The sequence below is a fragment of the Ruegeria sp. CF2 genome (assembly GCF_056537385.1).
This window is the reverse complement of record NZ_JBQFRL010000001.1, coordinates 1,218,719-1,234,438: the sequence shown is the minus strand read 5'-3', so window position 1 is coordinate 1,234,438 and position 15,720 is coordinate 1,218,719. Positions and strand designations below refer to the sequence as shown.

Below are 15,720 nucleotides of genomic sequence, written 5' to 3'. Positions count from 1 at the left end.
GGCTCTCCTTTGTTGCGATCAGGGCAGGGCGACGAGCTTCAGGATCTCGTCGATCACGTCATCGGCGGTCTTGGCGTCCCCCTGCGCTTCGAAACTCAGCGTGATGCGGTGGCGGAACACGTCATGGGCAATAGCACGGACGTCGGCCGGGTCCACATAGTCGCGCCCGTTCATCCAGGCATGTGCCCGGCCGCATTTGTCCAGCGCCAGCGATGCCCGCGGGCTGGCGCCGATCTCGATCCACGCGGCGAGCTCATCGCTAAGCGCGGACGGCGTCCGGGTGGCCTGAACCAGATCGGCCATGTACCGATCCATCGCATCCGAGACATGGATCTGCCCGATCTGCTGCCGGGCGGCAAAAACGGCATCCTGCGGGATCGGTGAGGGTTTCTCGGCGGTGGTCCCGGAATTGGCGGCCGTATCCTCGCCGCGGACCAGACGGATCACCAGCACCTCGTCCTCGACCGGGGGGTAAGTGATCTGCACATGCATCAGGAACCGGTCCATCTGTGCCTCGGGCAGCGGATAGGTCCCTTCCTGCTCGATGGGGTTCTGAGTGGCCATCACGATGAACAGCGGCTCCATCTTATGGGTGGTGCCGGATACGGTGACCTGCCGCTCCTCCATCGCCTCAAGTAGCGCAGCCTGAACCTTGGCCGGCGCGCGGTTGATCTCGTCCGCCAGGACGATGTTGGCGAAGATCGGGCCGGGCTCGAACCGAAAGGTGCCGCCCGCTTCGGTCTGGGTATAGACCTCGGTCCCGGTCACGTCGGACGGCAGCAGGTCGGGTGTGAACTGGATGCGGCTGAATTTTGCATCCAGATTGCGCGCCATCGCCTTGACAGCACGGGTTTTGGCCAGGCCCGGCAAACCTTCGATCAGCAGGTTCCCGTTGGCCAGCAGCCCGATCAGAAGGCGGTCGATGACCTGAGTCTGTCCGATGATCGATTGGGCCATCCGGGCTTTGAGATCGTTGATTTGGTCAAGCGGTGTCATGGCAGTCCAATCATCAGAAACGGTCAATAATGCGTTTGCGCCGGACCCGCTGGATCTTTTCGGTCAATCCATTGCAATATTTGAAAGTTAGCAGCGCACCCGGGACCGATCCACCCCCGATTTCAGGGTGTTCAACCCTGATCAGGGCCGTGCCGACTTGACGTCGTCGGCCAAACGTCCATCCAGCGACATCAGGACGGCGATCGGGCGCAGGGCCGGAATGTGGCTGAAGATGATCAGAATGCACACGGTCAACGGAACGCTGAGAAACGCGCCGATCAGGCCCCAGACCGTGGTCCAGAAGGTCAGTGCGAGGATGACCAGAAATGTCGACATGTTCAGCGAACGGCCCAGCAGGGCCGGGTCAAGGAAGTTGCCGATCAGGAACTGGATCGTGCCGCACCCGAAGACGATGATCAGGAACGGGCCGATCGTCTCGAACTGAACAAGGGCGATCATCGCGGGAAAGATCACCGCGATGATCGACCCGATTGATGGGATGAAGTTCAGGGCAAACGTCAGAACGGCCCAGGTTTCCGCGTATTCCAGACCCAACACGCGAAAAACCGAATAGCTGATTCCAGCGGTAACGAGGCTGATGAAGGTTTTGACCCCGACGTAGCGCTGCAAGCTGAAGGTAATCGCATCCAGAACCGAAGAAAGCTCGGCTCCGGTGACGGGGTTGCCCGCTGCAATCCGCAGCTTTTTGCGGAAGGCCAGCCGCTCGGCCATCAGGAAGGCCACATAAAGGCTGATCAGGAAGAACTGGTTTAGCATCGAGGTGGCGCTGCCCAGCAAAATCCGCGCGACCGAGGTCATGTCGATGCTGATCAGGTTGTCCCGGACAAAAGCGGTGACATCATTCCCGACCAGACCGGTGACGCGGTTGATCACGCCGTCGAACTGGCTTTCATAGGTGCCCGCGGTTCGCGCGAACTGCGTGGCCTGACTGCCGAGGATGTAGGTGATCATGAACAGGCCTGCCAGAACCACTGTGACTGCGGCCAGGTTGGCAAGCCAGACCGGAGCGCGGGTCAGTGCGATCACCCGATCGCTGAGTGCGATGATCAGCACGTTGATCAGCAAGGCCATGGTCAGCGGAACCAGAAAGCTGGCGCCTGCGTAAAGCCCCAGAACCACAAGCGTCAGCACGATGGTGACGTCGCGAACGACACTCAACCTCAGCGGTGTGCGGGTGGGGGGCTCTGATGGCGTCATGCGGGGCCTCGGCTATACCGGTGCAAGCCGGCAGCGATTGGAGTTTTGTGGGGCAATCCTGCACAGGCAGCGGGCTTTATGCAATCGGGCCAGACAGTTATTCGGGAGATTCTCGTGCAATTGGCACATTGGCCGGTTCTTCCAACGCGGATTGCAGGCTAGAGTTTCCCAATGACACGTCTTTCGATTCCCGTTTTTGGCCGGTTTGGCCGGGCGCTGTGGCTGGCGGTCCAACGCTTTGGCGACAAAAACGGTTTCGTCATGAGCAGCCATGTGGCGATGTCGCTGATGCTGGCGCTGTTTCCGTTTGTTCTGTTTACCGTCGCGTTGGCCGGGTCGCTGTCGCAGGGATACGTGACGGACGAACTGATCGAGTTAATCTTCGGTGCGTGGCCTCAGGACGTGGCCCAGCCCATCGTGGCCGAACTGCGCGCGGTTCTGGACGGGTCGGGTTCGGGTGTGATCACGCTGGGCGGTCTGCTGGCCGTCTACTTTGCCTCGAACGGAGTGGCGGCCGTACGTGCCGCCATGAACCAGGCCTATCATGACAATGACAGCTGGCCATTCTGGAAGACGCGCCTGCTGTGCCTCGGGTTGGTCATTTTGGGCGGAGCCGCGATCCTGCTGATCGCGGCGGTTGAACTGGTGCTGCCGGTCTATACACGTCTGGTGTCCGAGAATACGGCCGTGGACGTGGGCGAGTGGCTGTCGGTTGACCGTTTGCGCTGGACCTTCACGGTGGCTGTGCCGGCGGGAACGGTTCTGCTGGCGCATCTGATCCTGCCGACCAAGCGTCACCGCATCATGCAAATCCTGCCCGGAGTGGCGCTGACCCTTCTGTTGTGGGCGGCCGGAGGGTGGGGGTTCTCGGTCTATATCGCGCAATTCGCGACCTACAGCGCCACCTATGCTGGCCTGGCGGGGGCCATGGCCGCGTTGATTTTCATGTATCTGTGCGCTGCCATCCTAATTTTCGGCGCAGAGTTCAACGGCGCGTTGATGGACATCGACAACCAGGGCGAGGTCGGGGCTTCATGAGAAATTGGCACCGCATCGCCCGGATCATCGCGTTTTCCGGATGCGCCCTTTTGCAAAACGGCGGTTGGGCTTGGGCGCAGGACTATGTCGGCTCGGACGCTTGTCGCGATTGTCATGACGAACAGGTGCAAGCCTGGGCGGGATCCCACCACGCGTTGGCCTGGATAGAGCCCACGCCTGACACCGTTGTGGCCGACTTCGGTAATACGGCCTTTTCTCATGACGGCATGACCGTCACGTTTCGACGGGAGGGGTCGGACTATCTTGCCGACGTGACCGAGAAAGACGGCCAAAGCCTGCAATACAGGGTTCATTCCGTCGCTGGGATCGAGCCGTTGCAGCAATATCTGTTTGAAACCGAGCCCGGCCGATTGCAGAGCTTTGATGTGGTCTGGGACACGCAGGCCAAGCGCTGGTATCACCTGTATCCGGATCAGGACTTGCCGCCAGACGATGGGTTGCACTGGACCGGCCCATACAAGAATTGGAACGGCCGCTGCGCGGAGTGTCACGCGACAGGGTTCGAAAAGAACTTTCAGCCGCAGACCCAGTCCTTTGCTTCCGAGCAGGTCGAGATCGGCGTGGGTTGTGAGGCCTGCCATGGCCCCGGCTCGGCTCATCTGGATTGGACAAAAGGTCAGCCTGCACCTGCCGGGCTGAACGAGTTTGGCTTTCCTGCCATCTGGGGTACGGGCGACACCGAGGTCGAGATTCAGCAATGCGCCGGCTGTCATTCCCGCCGTGAAGCTCTGGAGGACGGAAACCCGCTGCCGGGCACGCCATTCCACGATGCCTACAATCTGGCGCTTCTGCGTCCGGGTCTGTACCAGCCCGACGGCCAAATACTGGACGAGGTCTATGTCTATGGATCTTTTCTGCAGTCCAAAATGTATGCGCAAGGCGTCGGCTGCCTGAATTGCCATGAGGCGCACAGTGCAACCTTGAAGGCCGAGGGCAATGCGGTCTGTACGCAGTGCCATTCCCCGGCTGGCAACCCCGATTTTCCGTCACTGCGAAAGGCGCAATACGACGATCCCTCACACCACCACCACCCGGAGGGAGGCGAGGGGGCGCAGTGCAAAAGCTGCCACATGATCGAACGCCTCTATATGGGCGTCGATGGCCGGCGCGATCACAGTTTCCGTGTGCCGCGCCCCGATCTGGACTTGGGAGAGGATGCCTGCACTGATTGCCACACGGATCAGGATCAGCCATGGGCCGCCGCCGCCATCAATGACTGGTTCCCGGACTCGGATCATCGTACGCCCCATTTCGGGACTGCTTTCGCCCCCGCATTTGCCGGAGAGGTCAACGACCCGGCTGCGTTGCTGGCTATTGCTCAGGACGGGGCGCAACCAGGCATCGTGCGGGCGACGGCCGCCTATCTGCTGCAACCCTTCGCGACCCCCGAAATGGCCGAGCAAACAGCAGCGATGCTGACGGACGAAGACCCATTGGTTCGCGCCAACGCGGCGGTGTTGCAGCGGGCGGCAGGGCTGGACGACAGGGTGGCCCGGTTGTCGCCGCTGTTGTCCGACCCAGTGCGAAATGTACGCCTCGCCGCTGCCAAGGAGTTCCTGCCCATTCCCGCCGCGGCTTTGACGCCCCTGCAGCGCAACAACGCGCGTGAGAACATGGCGGATTGGCAGCGCTCGTTGTCCAACCGTCTGGATTTCCCGGAAACCCACCTGGTCCTTGGGGGGATGGCGCTGACGCTGAGAAACCCTGTCGCCGCCGAACAGGCCTTTCGTCAGGTGGTATCCATGGATCCCCAGCGCGAGGATGCTTGGCCAATGCTGATCCAGCTGGCCCAAATCAACCGCGGCACGGATGCAGCCCGACAAGTATTGGATGAGGGTCTTCGGACTCTGCCCGACAGCCCAGCGCTTCAGGATCTTGCGCGGCAACTGGGCCGGTAAACCGGCATCGAAGCGACGCAGTTGCGCCATTTTGCAGTCCCATTTACCGGCCAACATCCATGGACAAGGCATTGACCAGTTCAGGATGTGGTAATCCATGTTGTATTTGAAACGCCCGTCGACAAAGCTCGACCAACCTGTGGCAACGCGCCGGGTCTCGCTGGATCAGCGGATCGACGAGTTGCGCAACAAGCCGGCCACGTATCTCAACCATGGCGAGGCGTTGCTGCTGCAGGGGATCGCGGCGGCATCGTTGCGGCCGCAGCGGATTGTAGCCGACAAGATCGCGCTCGACGACGATTGATCAGCCCCGAAAACCGGTTGCCACCACGAATTTTTCCGAACTGTCCGACCGTGAAGCTGGCGGTTTGACGTTTGCCACTTTGTCGAACTTCTGCTTCAGCAGTTTCTGCAGATCGCCCTCGGCGCCACCAGCCAGAACTTTTGCGACAAAGGTTCCTCCGACCTCCAGCACGTCAAAGGCGAAATAGGCGGCGGTTTCGCACAGCGCCATGATCCTCAGGTGGTCGGTCTGCTTGTGCCCGGAGGACGCTGCGGCCATGTCCGACATGACAACGTCGGCTTTGCCGCCAAGCCACTGTTTTACCTTCTCGTCGGCATCGTCTTCCATGAAGTCCAGAACGTGGGTTTCGGCACCCGCCACGGGCTCGACCTCTTGCAGGTCAACACCCAGAACCGTCCCGATCCGCTTGCCCGATTTCTCGCCCAGCGCATTCACGCGTTTGACCGCGACCTGACACCAGCCACCGGGCGCGCAGCCAAGGTCGACCACGCGTGCGCCGGGAACCAGAAAGCGGAACTTGTCGTCTAACTCCAGAATCTTGTAGGCCGCGCGCCCCCGATACCCCTCGGCCTGCGCTCGCTTAACATACGGATCATTCAGCTGCCGCTCGAGCCAGCGGGTCGAACTGAGCTTGCGTCCGCGCGCGGTCTTGACCTTGACCTTCAAGTCACGCTGCCCGCGTCCCGAAGTGTTTTTGCCGCTGGGTTTCTTGGCCATTGAAAAGGTCTCCTGAAGACTGCGAGGCCTTTACCCGCTTGTTCATGTGGCATCAAGCCGATGATATCGACCGCTCCATCAATAGCAGATCGGGCCAGGGCGTAGAAACACCAAATGCCACCCATCCCAGACCGTTCAAGACCTTCCCGCCGAGGCCGCCAGATATCGGCGGTGAAGCCGAAAAACTGTGCAGCAGCTCTAGCGCCTCTGCCGAGTCGACCGCTGGCACGGCGATCCCAATTCCGCCAATCGCCAAAGCATAGTGCGGAACGGTGTTGGCGATGTGAAAACCCGGGCTGAATACCTTGAACCCGGCAGCCTCAAGCGCACAGATCGTGGTTGCGGCCGTCGAAACCCGGTAGGCGATCGCTATGGTCGCAAGCGGCATGCAGCGCAGAGCTTTCTCAAAACGGCCCGTCTTCCAGGACGCCATCGGCGCTCATCTGTGCATAAAGCAAACCCTCGCGCAGCCCACGGTCCGCCACCGATAGGCGGTCGGTCGGCCAGCAGCGCAACAGCGCTTGCAAGATAGCAGATCCGGACATGATCAGGGCCTGCCGGTCCTCGCCGATGCGCGGATCGCGACGGCGGCCTTGAGGGCCAAGCTCCAGATAGCCGCGAATGACCTTGTCAATCTGATCGCTGGTCATGCGTAGGCCGTCCACCTTGGTTCGGTCATAGCGCTTCAGGCCCAGATGAGAGGCAGCGACCGTTGTGACGGTGCCACTGGTGCCAACGATCTGAAACCCCTCGCGGGCCTGTTCGTCCTTATAGGGCGCAAAATCGGCGAGGTTTTCTTCAAAAAACCAACTCATCAGGGCAAAGCGGGCTGCATCGTCTTCGACATCGTGGAACTGATCGCGCAGTGTTGCGACGCCCAGTGGAACGCTGATCCAGTCCACCACCTTGGCGGCGGGAAAGGGACTATCGACCGTGTGAAAACCGTTGTGCAGCCGCATGATCGCTGTTGAACGGTCGCGTCGCGGAACCGAAGACAGGTCAATCCAGACCAGCTCGGTCGAGCCGCCGCCGATATCCACGACCAGCAACTGCTCGGTCTTGGTGCTGACCAGCGGAGCACAGGAAATGACCGCCAGACGGGCTTCTTCCTCGGGTTGGATGATTTCAAGGGTCAGGCCGGTCTCACGCTTTACCTGACGTATGAAGTCGCGTGAGTTTCGGGCGCGGCGGCAGGCTTCGGTCGCCACCAGCCGCATGCGCTTGACCTTGTTGCGTTTCAGCTTTTGCTGGCAAATCCGAAGGGCTTGGATGGTGCGCGCCATTGAGGACCGCGACAGCCGTCCGGTCCTTTCAAGCCCGGCACCAAGCTGCACGGACTTCGAGAAGCTGTCGACCACATGAAAGCCGCTGCCCTTGGGCTGGGCGATCAGCATGCGACAACTGTTTGTCCCCAAATCCAGCGCGGCATACAGGGCATCTGGATCGGGTCTTGCCGGCGCGGGGCTTTCGACCACCTTCGGGAACGCGCCCGCACCTTTGGGACGCTTGGGCGCCATCGTCACGCCCTCCGATTTTCGAGTTACCCCGACCTTAGGTTGCGGGCGCGCGTCGTGCAAGACGCTCATTAAAGTCATGAGGATTTTGATGGACACCGAGACTGGAGAAACCGGTGCAGGGCCTGTATCCCGAACTGCAAAACGTCGCTGTAAAAGCCCCGGGTGTCGAAATCCGACCGACCCGGCCCCACATAGCCGTTTAGAACCGGACCATCTGGTTAGGAGGAATCAAGATCAATGCCTGACGTCACTATCGTTTACTGGCGCGACATCCCCGCTCAGGTCATCGTGGGCAAGGGCCGCCGTGGCGCAAAGCGACAGTTGGATGTGCGGTTCGAGCAAGCCATCGACCGCGCCGCCATGAAGGTGAACGCCAAGGACAGTGATGCCTATCTGGCCGAGTGGCGCAAAGCCGAGCCGTTCGAGGTTGAGGGTGACCCGACCGAGATCGCCGAGGCTGAAGCGTTGCGCCTGGAAACGGAATACGATCAGGACCGCATCAAGGCCCTGATCGCAAATGACGGTTGGGCATGAGCCCCAGATCTTTATGGGAGGCCGCAATGGCTTTGCTGAACTTCAAGAAACGTGATGCGGCCGATAAGGCCCCGGTGAACCCGACCGTCGAAGCCTTTCTGAAAGGGTATTCGATCGAAGTCATGCCGCGTACTGCCGATAGGGTCGAGGATTTCCGCGACCTGCTGCCCGAAGGCACGCGCGTGTACATCGCCCATATCGAGGGCACGCCCATCGAGGACATGGTCAAGACCGCCAAGCGGATCGCGGCCGAGGGATATCCTGTCATGCCGCATTTCCCGGCCCGCATCATCAAGGACGCGGCGACGTTGGAGAACTGGATCGCCATGTATCAGGGCGAGGCGGGTGTCGAGCAGGCCTTGCTGCTGGCCGGGGGCGTGGACAAGCCGCATGGCCAGTTCGACAGCTCGATGCAGTTGCTGGAAACGGGTCTGTTCGACAAGGCGGGCTTCAAGCGCCTGCACGTCGCAGGCCACCCCGAGGGCAACAAGGATATCGACCCGGACGGTTCGACCAAAAACGTGGACGAGGCATTGCGCTGGAAGCAGAAATTCAGCGAAACCACCGACGCAAAAATGGCACTGGCCACCCAGTTCGCCTTTGACGCCAAGCCGATCATCGCATGGGCCGACGGCCTGAAGGCGGCGGGGATCGACCTGCCGATCCATATCGGCATCGCCGGTCCGGCCAAGCTGCAGACCCTGATCAAATTCGCGATCGCCTGCGGTGTGGGCCCGTCGCTGAAGGTGCTGCAGAAGCGCGCCATGGACGTGTCCAAGCTGCTGCTGCCCTACGAGCCGACCGACGTGATCACCGCGCTGGCCGAGCACAAGGCGGCCAACCCCGACTTCAACATCACCAACGTGCACTTCTTCCCGCTTGGCGGCATCAAGACCAATGCCAACTGGGCCATCGAAAACGGCGGCGCCTCGGCGAAGCCTGCAAACTCCTAAGGACCGGACATGACCCGAACAGTCGTAGAATCAAAGACCAAAACCGCGATCATCGGCTTCGATCAGCCGTTCTGCGTGATCGGCGAGCGGATCAATCCGACCGGCCGCAAGAAGCTGGCCGCCGAGCTGGAAGCGGGCGATTTTTCGACCGTCGAGCAGGACGCGCTGGCACAGGTCGCGGCCGGGGCGACCGTGCTCGATATCAACGCGGGTGTGGTCTACAACTCGAACCCCAACCCGAACGAGACCGAACCGCCGCTGATGCGACAGATCGTCCAGCTGGTGCAGGGTCTGGTCGACGTGCCGCTGTGCATCGACAGCTCGGTTCCGGGTGCGTTGGAGGCCGGGCTGGAGGCTGCCGAAGGCCGCCCGCTGCTGAACTCGGTCACTGGCGAGGAGGACCGCCTGGAACTGGTTCTGCCGCTGGTCAAGAAATACAATGTGCCGGTCGTAGCGATTTCGAACGACGATACGGGCATTTCCGAAGACCCCGACGTGCGCTTTGAGGTTGCCAAGAAGATCGTTCAGCGCGCGGCTGACTATGGCATTCCGGCCCACGACATCGTTGTGGACCCGCTGGTGATGCCGATTGGCGCGATGGCTACTGCCGGCCAGCAGGTCTTTGCCCTGGTACGCCGCCTTCGCGAGGAGCTGGGCGTGAACACCACCTGCGGTGCGTCCAACATCTCGTTCGGTCTGCCGAACCGTCACGGCATCAACAACGCCTTCCTGCCGATGGCGATGGGCGCGGGCATGACCTCGGCCATCATGAACCCGGTGGCGCTGCCGGTAACGCAGAAGAAGATCGCCGAGAAAAAGGTCGAGGTTGCAGCGGCGGGCATCATCCTGCCCGACGGCATGGACGACGAAACCTTCGTTCAGATGTTCGGTCTGGGCTCGACCAAGCCGCGCGCCGGCAAGGAGATGGAGGCCATTCGCGCCGCCAACCTGCTGACCAACAACGACCCGCATGGCGGCGAGTGGATCAAGTTCAACAAACCTGCCGATGCTGCAGGCGCCGAAGGCGAGAGCGCACGTGGCCGCCGGGGCGGTGCTCGACGTCGCCGGGCCTGAGCAGGCTGCTTTGTCAACGGGCCGGGCAATCTGCCCGGCCTTTTTGTTTGCCGCGCTGATCGAAGCATCTTGAACTCTGCGAAGGACGAGTGATATTCAGCACCGAGCGGCGGGTATGATGTAATGGTAGCCTGTCAGCTTCCCAAGCTGAACGCGCGGGTTCGATTCCCGCTACCCGCTCCAAAACACTCTGATATTGGCCCGCTTGAAGCTCGAAAGCTGAGGTGGACTCGGACTATTTACCGCCAAAATCCCGCCACAAAAAAGCCAAAATGAACGAATTCTCGCGTTAAGCGGGAATTCCTTTTCGTTTGTGGGGAGGTTTGCCAGATGCGGGCTCGCTACGATTTGAACTGACGGGGGAACCCTCGTTCCTGTGCGAAATTCGCACATTAATGAGTACAAACTGGAGTTCAAATCATGTCGAAGGCAATTCGTAGTCTTTTTATTCGTCTGCGCCGTGACGAGCGTGGCGCCACTCTTGTCGAATACGGTATCGCACTGTTCATCGCGATCGCTGTTGGCGGGACCCTGCTGACCGGTCTGGGCGGCACAACCAACACCAACTTCAATGACGCCAACACGGCTGCAACACGGCCGTAATCCTGCTGTTTTGGCCTGAAAAGCAACTGGTTTTCCGCCGCGAGGACGGCGGGAAGCCAGAACCAGCCCAGTCTCGGCATTAGGCGTCCCGCGTGACGCAGTTTGGGCCGAGGACTGGCCCCACGTTTTCAGAATGACCGGCCCGGCTATTTGGAGGGACCTATGCGATTGAAATCCTTGATGATGACTATTCTTGGCGTGGGTCTGGCGGGTGGCGCCGTGATGATCGCGCAGGAGCAGCTGAGACGGAGCCAGGCCGCGGCTGATCCGACGATCGTTCGCGTGGTCGCAGCAGCAGAAGAGATCCCGTTCGGATCTCCGATTGAAGGTCACAAGTTGACCGCCATCGACTGGCCGGCGGATTCCGTGCCGGCAGGTGTATTTACAAGTTTCGAAGATGTTCTGCCCACAGCAGGTGTCGATCCGCGACGCGCCAAGCGCGCGTTGGCGCAGGGTGAAATCCTGTTGGCATCAAAGGTTTCTGACTTCGGTGAGAAGGTCACCATCGTTCAGACCTTGGGCGAAAACAATCGTGCAATGGCCATCAATGTGGATGCGCAGACCGGTGTTGGCGGGTTCGTCACACCAGGTGACTTTGTTGATATCGTGCTGACGCAGGGCAAGAACGAGTCGCTGCGGGCGGTGACGATCCTGCAAAACATCCGTGTCATTGGGGTTGATCAGACGGCTGATGAAGATGTCGACCAGCCCGGGATTGCCCGAACGGTGACTGTCGAAGTCACGCCGGACCAGGGACAGCGATTGGCATTGGCTCAGAAGGCCGGGCAACTCAGCCTGTCACTGCGGTCCCTGCAAATCCAGGAAGACAAGCCATTGGAGGCCATCCGCCTCAGCGACATTCTGCTTGAAAAGTCGCCGGTTGCAGAGGGCGCGCCCAAGCCGATCGTGAAGGTGCGTCGTGGCACCACGGACGTCCAGGAAGTTCCTGTTGCCGGCAACCCCACGAATGCAACCGTGTCCAACTGATCGCTCGCGAGGTCTGTTCATGCCCACGTTGCGCAACATAAAGGACGACGAACAGGGGACCATTCTGGTTTTCGTCGGAATTTGCATGACCGTGATCGTTGGCATGGCGGCGTTGACCTTTGATCTTGGGCGGCTGGCTTCTACGCAGACTGACCTGCAGGCTTATACCGATCACGTGGCTCTGGCCGCCGCCGGAGAACTGGATGGCGGCAGTGACGCGATCACACGCGCCACGGCTGCTGCAGCCGGAATGATCGAAGACTCCCAGTTCTTTGCCGAGGGCAGCCAAGATCTGGGGACGGCCGCAGATTATTCGCTGCGGTTTCTGTCGGGTCTGCCCGATCCTGCCGCCGATCCGGATGACAATGATCCAGTCGATGGGTTTGTGACGACTGATCCCGCTATGGCCGTTCTGGTTGAGGTGACCGCGACCCCTAGAACCGTTTTCCTTCCGTTCGGTCGGGCGCTCGCTGACTTGTTGGGCGTGACTCGCCCGGATGAGGATGTCGAGGCGGTCGCGATTGCGGGTTACACCCAATATGCCTGTGATGTGACGCCGTTGATGTTCTGCATCCCTCCCGGCTGGACAGCGAATGCAAACAAGGGATCGACCATCAAGTTACGTACTGGAGGTAACGGTGCCGCTTGGGGGCCGGGGAATTTTGGTTTCCTCGACCCGACGGACATCGGCATAAACCCCAACGGTCCTTGCGCGGGGCAGACCGGATCAAAACTCTATATCTGCCTGATCGCGGCCCATGGAAACCTGACGCAATGCGTGTCTCAGCGCGGGGTCGATACCGAACCCGGTCAGCGAAATGGCATTGGCAGCGCAATCTACAATTCACGGTTCGATATTTTTCACTCGACGATGAGCAAACTCAAGAATGATGAAGACTATGCGCCCGGACCGCAGGTCATCGCGGGCTGGGAAAACTCTGGCGGAAGCTGTCTGAAGAACAATCCCGAGGTTTCGACCGACTCGATGCCGTTTCCGCCCGACGATTGCTTCGCCGCCGGCACCTGCGCGCATGGCGGCCGTTTTGGAAACGGTGTCTGGACCTCCGGCAAAGCGGCTTATTTGGACATGAACTATGGCGACGGTCCGGCCAATGATCTGACGCCGCACCCGCTGGGTAACCCGACTGGAAACACGCGATACGAAATGTATCTCGACGAGATCGCCAGGGCTGGTACGGGTGATGTGCTGTTCGGGCGCAGCGAGTCCGGCCGCCCGCAATGCGCGAGCACAACGCTGGACGATCCTGACCGCCGCACATTTATCGCAGCCGCCATAAACTGCAGTGCCAATCCCGTCGCGGGACGCGCGGAGAACGTTCCGGTGCAGGAGTTTGTAAAGGTTTTCCTGATCCAGCCGCTCGAAGAATCCTCGGGGACGGATTTTGACATCTATGTCGAGGTGGTCGAGCAGGTCGGTGGTGGAGTCGGTGGCAGCAGCGATGATGGCATCTTTCGCGATGTCGTGAGGTTGTATCGATGACTCGGCTCGTTCGGCATATCCGACGGTTGCGGTCGTGCGAGGCCGGCGCCCCGATGGTCGAGTTCGGGATCGTACTTCCGTTGATACTGCTGTTCTTTGCCGTGATCATCGAAGGTGGGCGTATCACCTGGATTCATCAGGCAACGTCGGCCGGGGTGCGTGATGCCTCGCGTATGATCGCGCGGATCGCACCGTTGGACTTGTGCGCAGCGGGCGGAGTCGGCAGCTATGACGCTCTGGCCACGGACATCGTCCAGAACCAGTTGGGCGGTTCGTCGATCATGCCGCATGGCACATCCGTCATCGACGTCACGCCGCGCTGTATCTCGCGGGCTGGCGTGTACCGGATCAATCCGACTTCGGTGGTCGAGGTCACGGCTCAGATCCGGATCGAGTACCTGTTTGGAAATGTTTTCAGCCTTTTCGGGGCAGCGCTGGGGCCTCTCGACACCGAGATCTCGGACCAGAGCCGGGTGTTTGGGGTATGACGGGTAACCTGCATATGCTGCGCGCTTTCTGGCGACGAGAAAACGGATCGGCCTTGGTCGAGCTGGGCATGGTCGTTCCGTTGTTCCTGGTGCTCGTGTTTGGAATTCTCGAGTACGGACGGCTCTACTGGTCCACGACGATGGCGCAGAAAGCGATGCAAAAAGCCTCTCGGCTTGCTACGGTCGGGCCGCCCCTGTGTGGCGCGATGCCAAACACGCACACGCTGGCCGGTGGCGCCCCTGCAACAACCAAGTTCGGCGCGCTGTGCCGCAGCGGCAGCATTTGCGCCACTCCGAACCTGCCGGCGCCGTGTCAGCTTGACGCATCAACCGCCTATGGCAGCCGGATCTGGGACGAGATCGAAATGCTGCTGCCGCCCGGAGCCACCGCGGCAAATGTGCAAATCACCTATTCGCACGATCCTCGTCTTGGTTTTCTTGGTGGACCCTATACGCCGGTGGTTACAGCCGAACTGGTAAACCTAGACTACGATTTCGCGCTGCCAATTGGGCCGCTGGTCGCCCTTGCTGCTGGCAACCCTGCCATATCCGCCAGCAGCCCCAACACCATTTCAATCCCAACGATGAGCACATCCGTCCCGGCCGAGGATCTTGCCATCGGTGCCGTTGAGTAAGGAGAAGAGTCATGAGTGCCAAGCAGATTTCAGTGCTGTTGATTTCACCGGACGAAGAGATTTTCGCGGCAATCGAAACCTCGTTGGAGGGGCTGAGCAATTGCCGCTTTACGGGCCGCAAGGACACTGTCGCGCGGGTCAACGGGACGGCTGTTGCCTTGTCAGCGCGTCATGACGTGGTTCTGTTCGATGTGGATGACAGTTCGCCCGAGCTGTTGCAGACCGCACAGCAGATTTGTGATGCGCGCATGCCCAATGCGATCATTATCGCCCTGGCGTCCGAAGATCTGCCGCTTGAGAAGGCCCGACAGCTCAAAAAGCTTGGAGTCGATGACGTGCTGCCGCGCAATGCAATCCATGAGGAGATCATTCCGCAGGTGGATGCGATCCGTGCCCGGCGGCAGGCGCAGCTTCCCGCCGTTTGGGGTGGACAAGCCACACTTGGCAAGTTGATCGCGGTTGGCAAATCTCGTGGTGGCGTCGGATCGTCCTTGGTTGCGGCCAATATGGCGAACGAGCTTCAATCCAAGGCCGGATTCCTGAAAAAGACGGCGTCGAACTCGGTTGCGCTGGTGGATCTGGACTTTCAGTTCGGCTCGATTGCTGCCTTGATGGATGTCGCCGAAAGCGACGCGATGTGGCGCATGGCCATGGAAGGCAGCATTCCCGACAGTGCCTTTTTGGAACAGGCGATGGTCAAGTCGCCTTGCGGGGTCGATATCCTGGCGGCTCCGTCGCGCTATGGTCCGTTGACTGCGATCAAAGAAGAGCAGATATCGGCCATTCTGGATTCCCTGAAACGCACCCATGACTACGTCGTGGTGGATCTGCCGCGGGCGCTGGTGGAATGGATTACGCCCGTCCTGACGCAAGCTGACCGCCTATATTTGGTGACGGACGTTGCCGTACCGTCCGTTCGCTCGGCCCGCAAGCTGATGGATTTCTACCAAGCGGAAAACCCAGCACTGGAAATTCAACTGGTCGCCAACCTTGAAAAGAAACCCATCATTCCGGCGGCGCACCACAGAGCGGCGGCAAAACTTCTTGAAAAGGACTTTGCATTTTGGGTGCCGCGCGACGAGCGCACAGTACGCGAGTCGGTCGATCGGGGCGTACCGTTGGAAGATGTTTCATCCCGTGCACCCATGACCCGCGCAATCCGAAAGCTGGCACATGAGACATGCCTGTCATTGCCGCCTCGGGTCGGCCAGCACTGAGGCAGAGTGTTTCGGAATA

Annotated in this window: 17 protein-coding genes and 1 tRNA gene; 13 read left to right on the top strand and 5 right to left on the bottom strand. The window is 60.4% G+C overall.

The window, feature by feature from the left end; all coding sequences use genetic code 11:
- Nucleotides 1-18: 18 nt before the first annotated feature.
- Together ACR0IR_RS06085 and ACR0IR_RS06080 are read right to left on the bottom strand one after the other, a co-directional pair.
- Nucleotides 19-996, bottom strand: a complete 978-nt coding sequence (locus tag ACR0IR_RS06085) for an AAA family ATPase (RefSeq protein WP_480778993.1) — start codon at nt 994-996, stop codon at nt 19-21.
- A gap of 141 nt (nt 997-1,137) precedes the next feature.
- Nucleotides 1,138-2,214 carry an AI-2E family transporter gene (locus tag ACR0IR_RS06080; RefSeq protein WP_170359158.1) on the bottom strand — a complete coding sequence of 359 codons (1,077 nt, stop codon included), beginning with the start codon at nt 2,212-2,214 and terminating at the stop codon, nt 1,138-1,140.
- A 171-nt stretch (nt 2,215-2,385) separates the two neighbouring features.
- On the opposite strand from ACR0IR_RS06080, the gene ACR0IR_RS06075 reads away from it, so the two are divergent.
- The 3 genes from ACR0IR_RS06075 (at nt 2,386) to ACR0IR_RS06065 (ending at nt 5,475) form a co-directional block, all read left to right on the top strand.
- A complete protein-coding gene (locus ACR0IR_RS06075) occupies nt 2,386-3,252 on the top strand; it encodes a YihY/virulence factor BrkB family protein (RefSeq protein WP_170339051.1) in 867 nt (288 codons plus the stop codon).
- Nucleotides 3,249-5,171 carry a multiheme c-type cytochrome gene (locus tag ACR0IR_RS06070; protein WP_170363417.1) on the top strand — a complete coding sequence of 641 codons (1,923 nt, stop codon included), beginning with the start codon at nt 3,249-3,251 and terminating at the stop codon, nt 5,169-5,171. The genes ACR0IR_RS06075 and ACR0IR_RS06070 overlap by 4 nt, the downstream gene beginning before the upstream one ends.
- 97 nt (nt 5,172-5,268) lie before the next feature.
- A complete protein-coding gene (locus ACR0IR_RS06065) occupies nt 5,269-5,475 on the top strand; it encodes a hypothetical protein (RefSeq protein WP_170363418.1) in 207 nt (68 codons plus the stop codon).
- Here ACR0IR_RS06065 and ACR0IR_RS06060 read toward each other — a convergent pair whose 3' ends face one another.
- From ACR0IR_RS06060 to ACR0IR_RS06050, 3 genes are read right to left on the bottom strand one after another with little or no spacing between them, the layout of a single operon-like run.
- Nucleotides 5,476-6,192, bottom strand: coding sequence for an RlmE family RNA methyltransferase (locus ACR0IR_RS06060; protein WP_170338513.1), 717 nt, complete (start codon nt 6,190-6,192; stop codon nt 5,476-5,478). It lies immediately after the preceding gene.
- 52 nt (nt 6,193-6,244) lie between these two features.
- The gene (locus ACR0IR_RS06055; protein WP_217357072.1) at nt 6,245-6,625 is read right to left on the bottom strand and encodes a hypothetical protein; all 381 of its coding nucleotides are present in this window, start codon (nt 6,623-6,625) and stop codon (nt 6,245-6,247) included.
- Entirely contained in the window at nt 6,597-7,709 is a 1,113-nt protein-coding gene (locus ACR0IR_RS06050) for a Ppx/GppA phosphatase family protein (protein ID WP_170363420.1), read from the bottom strand. Before ACR0IR_RS06050 ends, ACR0IR_RS06055 begins: the two co-directional genes overlap by 29 nt.
- Before the next feature lie 237 nt (nt 7,710-7,946).
- Between ACR0IR_RS06050 and ACR0IR_RS06045 the strand changes: the two genes are divergently transcribed.
- The 10 genes from ACR0IR_RS06045 (at nt 7,947) to ACR0IR_RS06000 (ending at nt 15,701) form a co-directional block, all read left to right on the top strand.
- Nucleotides 7,947-8,243 (top strand): virulence factor, encoded by a 297-nt coding sequence (locus ACR0IR_RS06045; RefSeq protein ID WP_093962131.1) that lies wholly within the window; start codon nt 7,947-7,949, stop codon nt 8,241-8,243.
- Between the two features lie 26 nt (nt 8,244-8,269).
- On the top strand, nt 8,270-9,196 hold the full coding sequence (locus ACR0IR_RS06040) for a methylenetetrahydrofolate reductase (RefSeq protein ID WP_170363421.1): 927 nt from the start codon (nt 8,270-8,272) through the stop codon (nt 9,194-9,196).
- A gap of 9 nt (nt 9,197-9,205) precedes the next feature.
- Nucleotides 9,206-10,270 (top strand): methyltetrahydrofolate cobalamin methyltransferase, encoded by a 1,065-nt coding sequence (locus tag ACR0IR_RS06035; RefSeq protein ID WP_170363422.1) that lies wholly within the window; start codon nt 9,206-9,208, stop codon nt 10,268-10,270.
- A 109-nt stretch (nt 10,271-10,379) separates the two neighbouring features.
- Nucleotides 10,380-10,453, top strand: a tRNA-Gly gene (locus ACR0IR_RS06030).
- Between the two features lie 237 nt (nt 10,454-10,690).
- Nucleotides 10,691-10,873 carry a Flp family type IVb pilin gene (locus tag ACR0IR_RS06025; protein WP_093962121.1) on the top strand — a complete coding sequence of 61 codons (183 nt, stop codon included), beginning with the start codon at nt 10,691-10,693 and terminating at the stop codon, nt 10,871-10,873.
- 162 nt (nt 10,874-11,035) lie between these two features.
- Nucleotides 11,036-11,860 carry a Flp pilus assembly protein CpaB gene (cpaB, locus tag ACR0IR_RS06020; protein ID WP_170363423.1) on the top strand — a complete coding sequence of 275 codons (825 nt, stop codon included), beginning with the start codon at nt 11,036-11,038 and terminating at the stop codon, nt 11,858-11,860.
- A complete protein-coding gene (locus ACR0IR_RS06015) occupies nt 11,841-13,361 on the top strand; it encodes a pilus assembly protein TadG-related protein (RefSeq protein ID WP_480778992.1) in 1,521 nt (506 codons plus the stop codon). The genes cpaB and ACR0IR_RS06015 overlap by 20 nt, the downstream gene beginning before the upstream one ends.
- Complete coding sequence (locus tag ACR0IR_RS06010; RefSeq protein ID WP_170363425.1) at nt 13,358-13,849, top strand: TadE/TadG family type IV pilus assembly protein; 492 nt, start codon at nt 13,358-13,360, stop codon at nt 13,847-13,849. The genes ACR0IR_RS06015 and ACR0IR_RS06010 overlap by 4 nt, the downstream gene beginning before the upstream one ends.
- Entirely contained in the window at nt 13,846-14,484 is a 639-nt protein-coding gene (locus ACR0IR_RS06005; protein WP_170363426.1) for a TadE/TadG family type IV pilus assembly protein, read from the top strand. Before ACR0IR_RS06010 ends, ACR0IR_RS06005 begins: the two co-directional genes overlap by 4 nt.
- An 11-nt stretch (nt 14,485-14,495) precedes the next feature.
- Nucleotides 14,496-15,701: a CpaE/TadZ family protein gene (locus ACR0IR_RS06000; RefSeq protein WP_093962116.1), complete on the top strand. Its 1,206-nt coding sequence runs from the start codon at nt 14,496-14,498 to the stop codon at nt 15,699-15,701.
- The last annotated feature ends 19 nt before the right edge of the window (nt 15,702-15,720 follow it).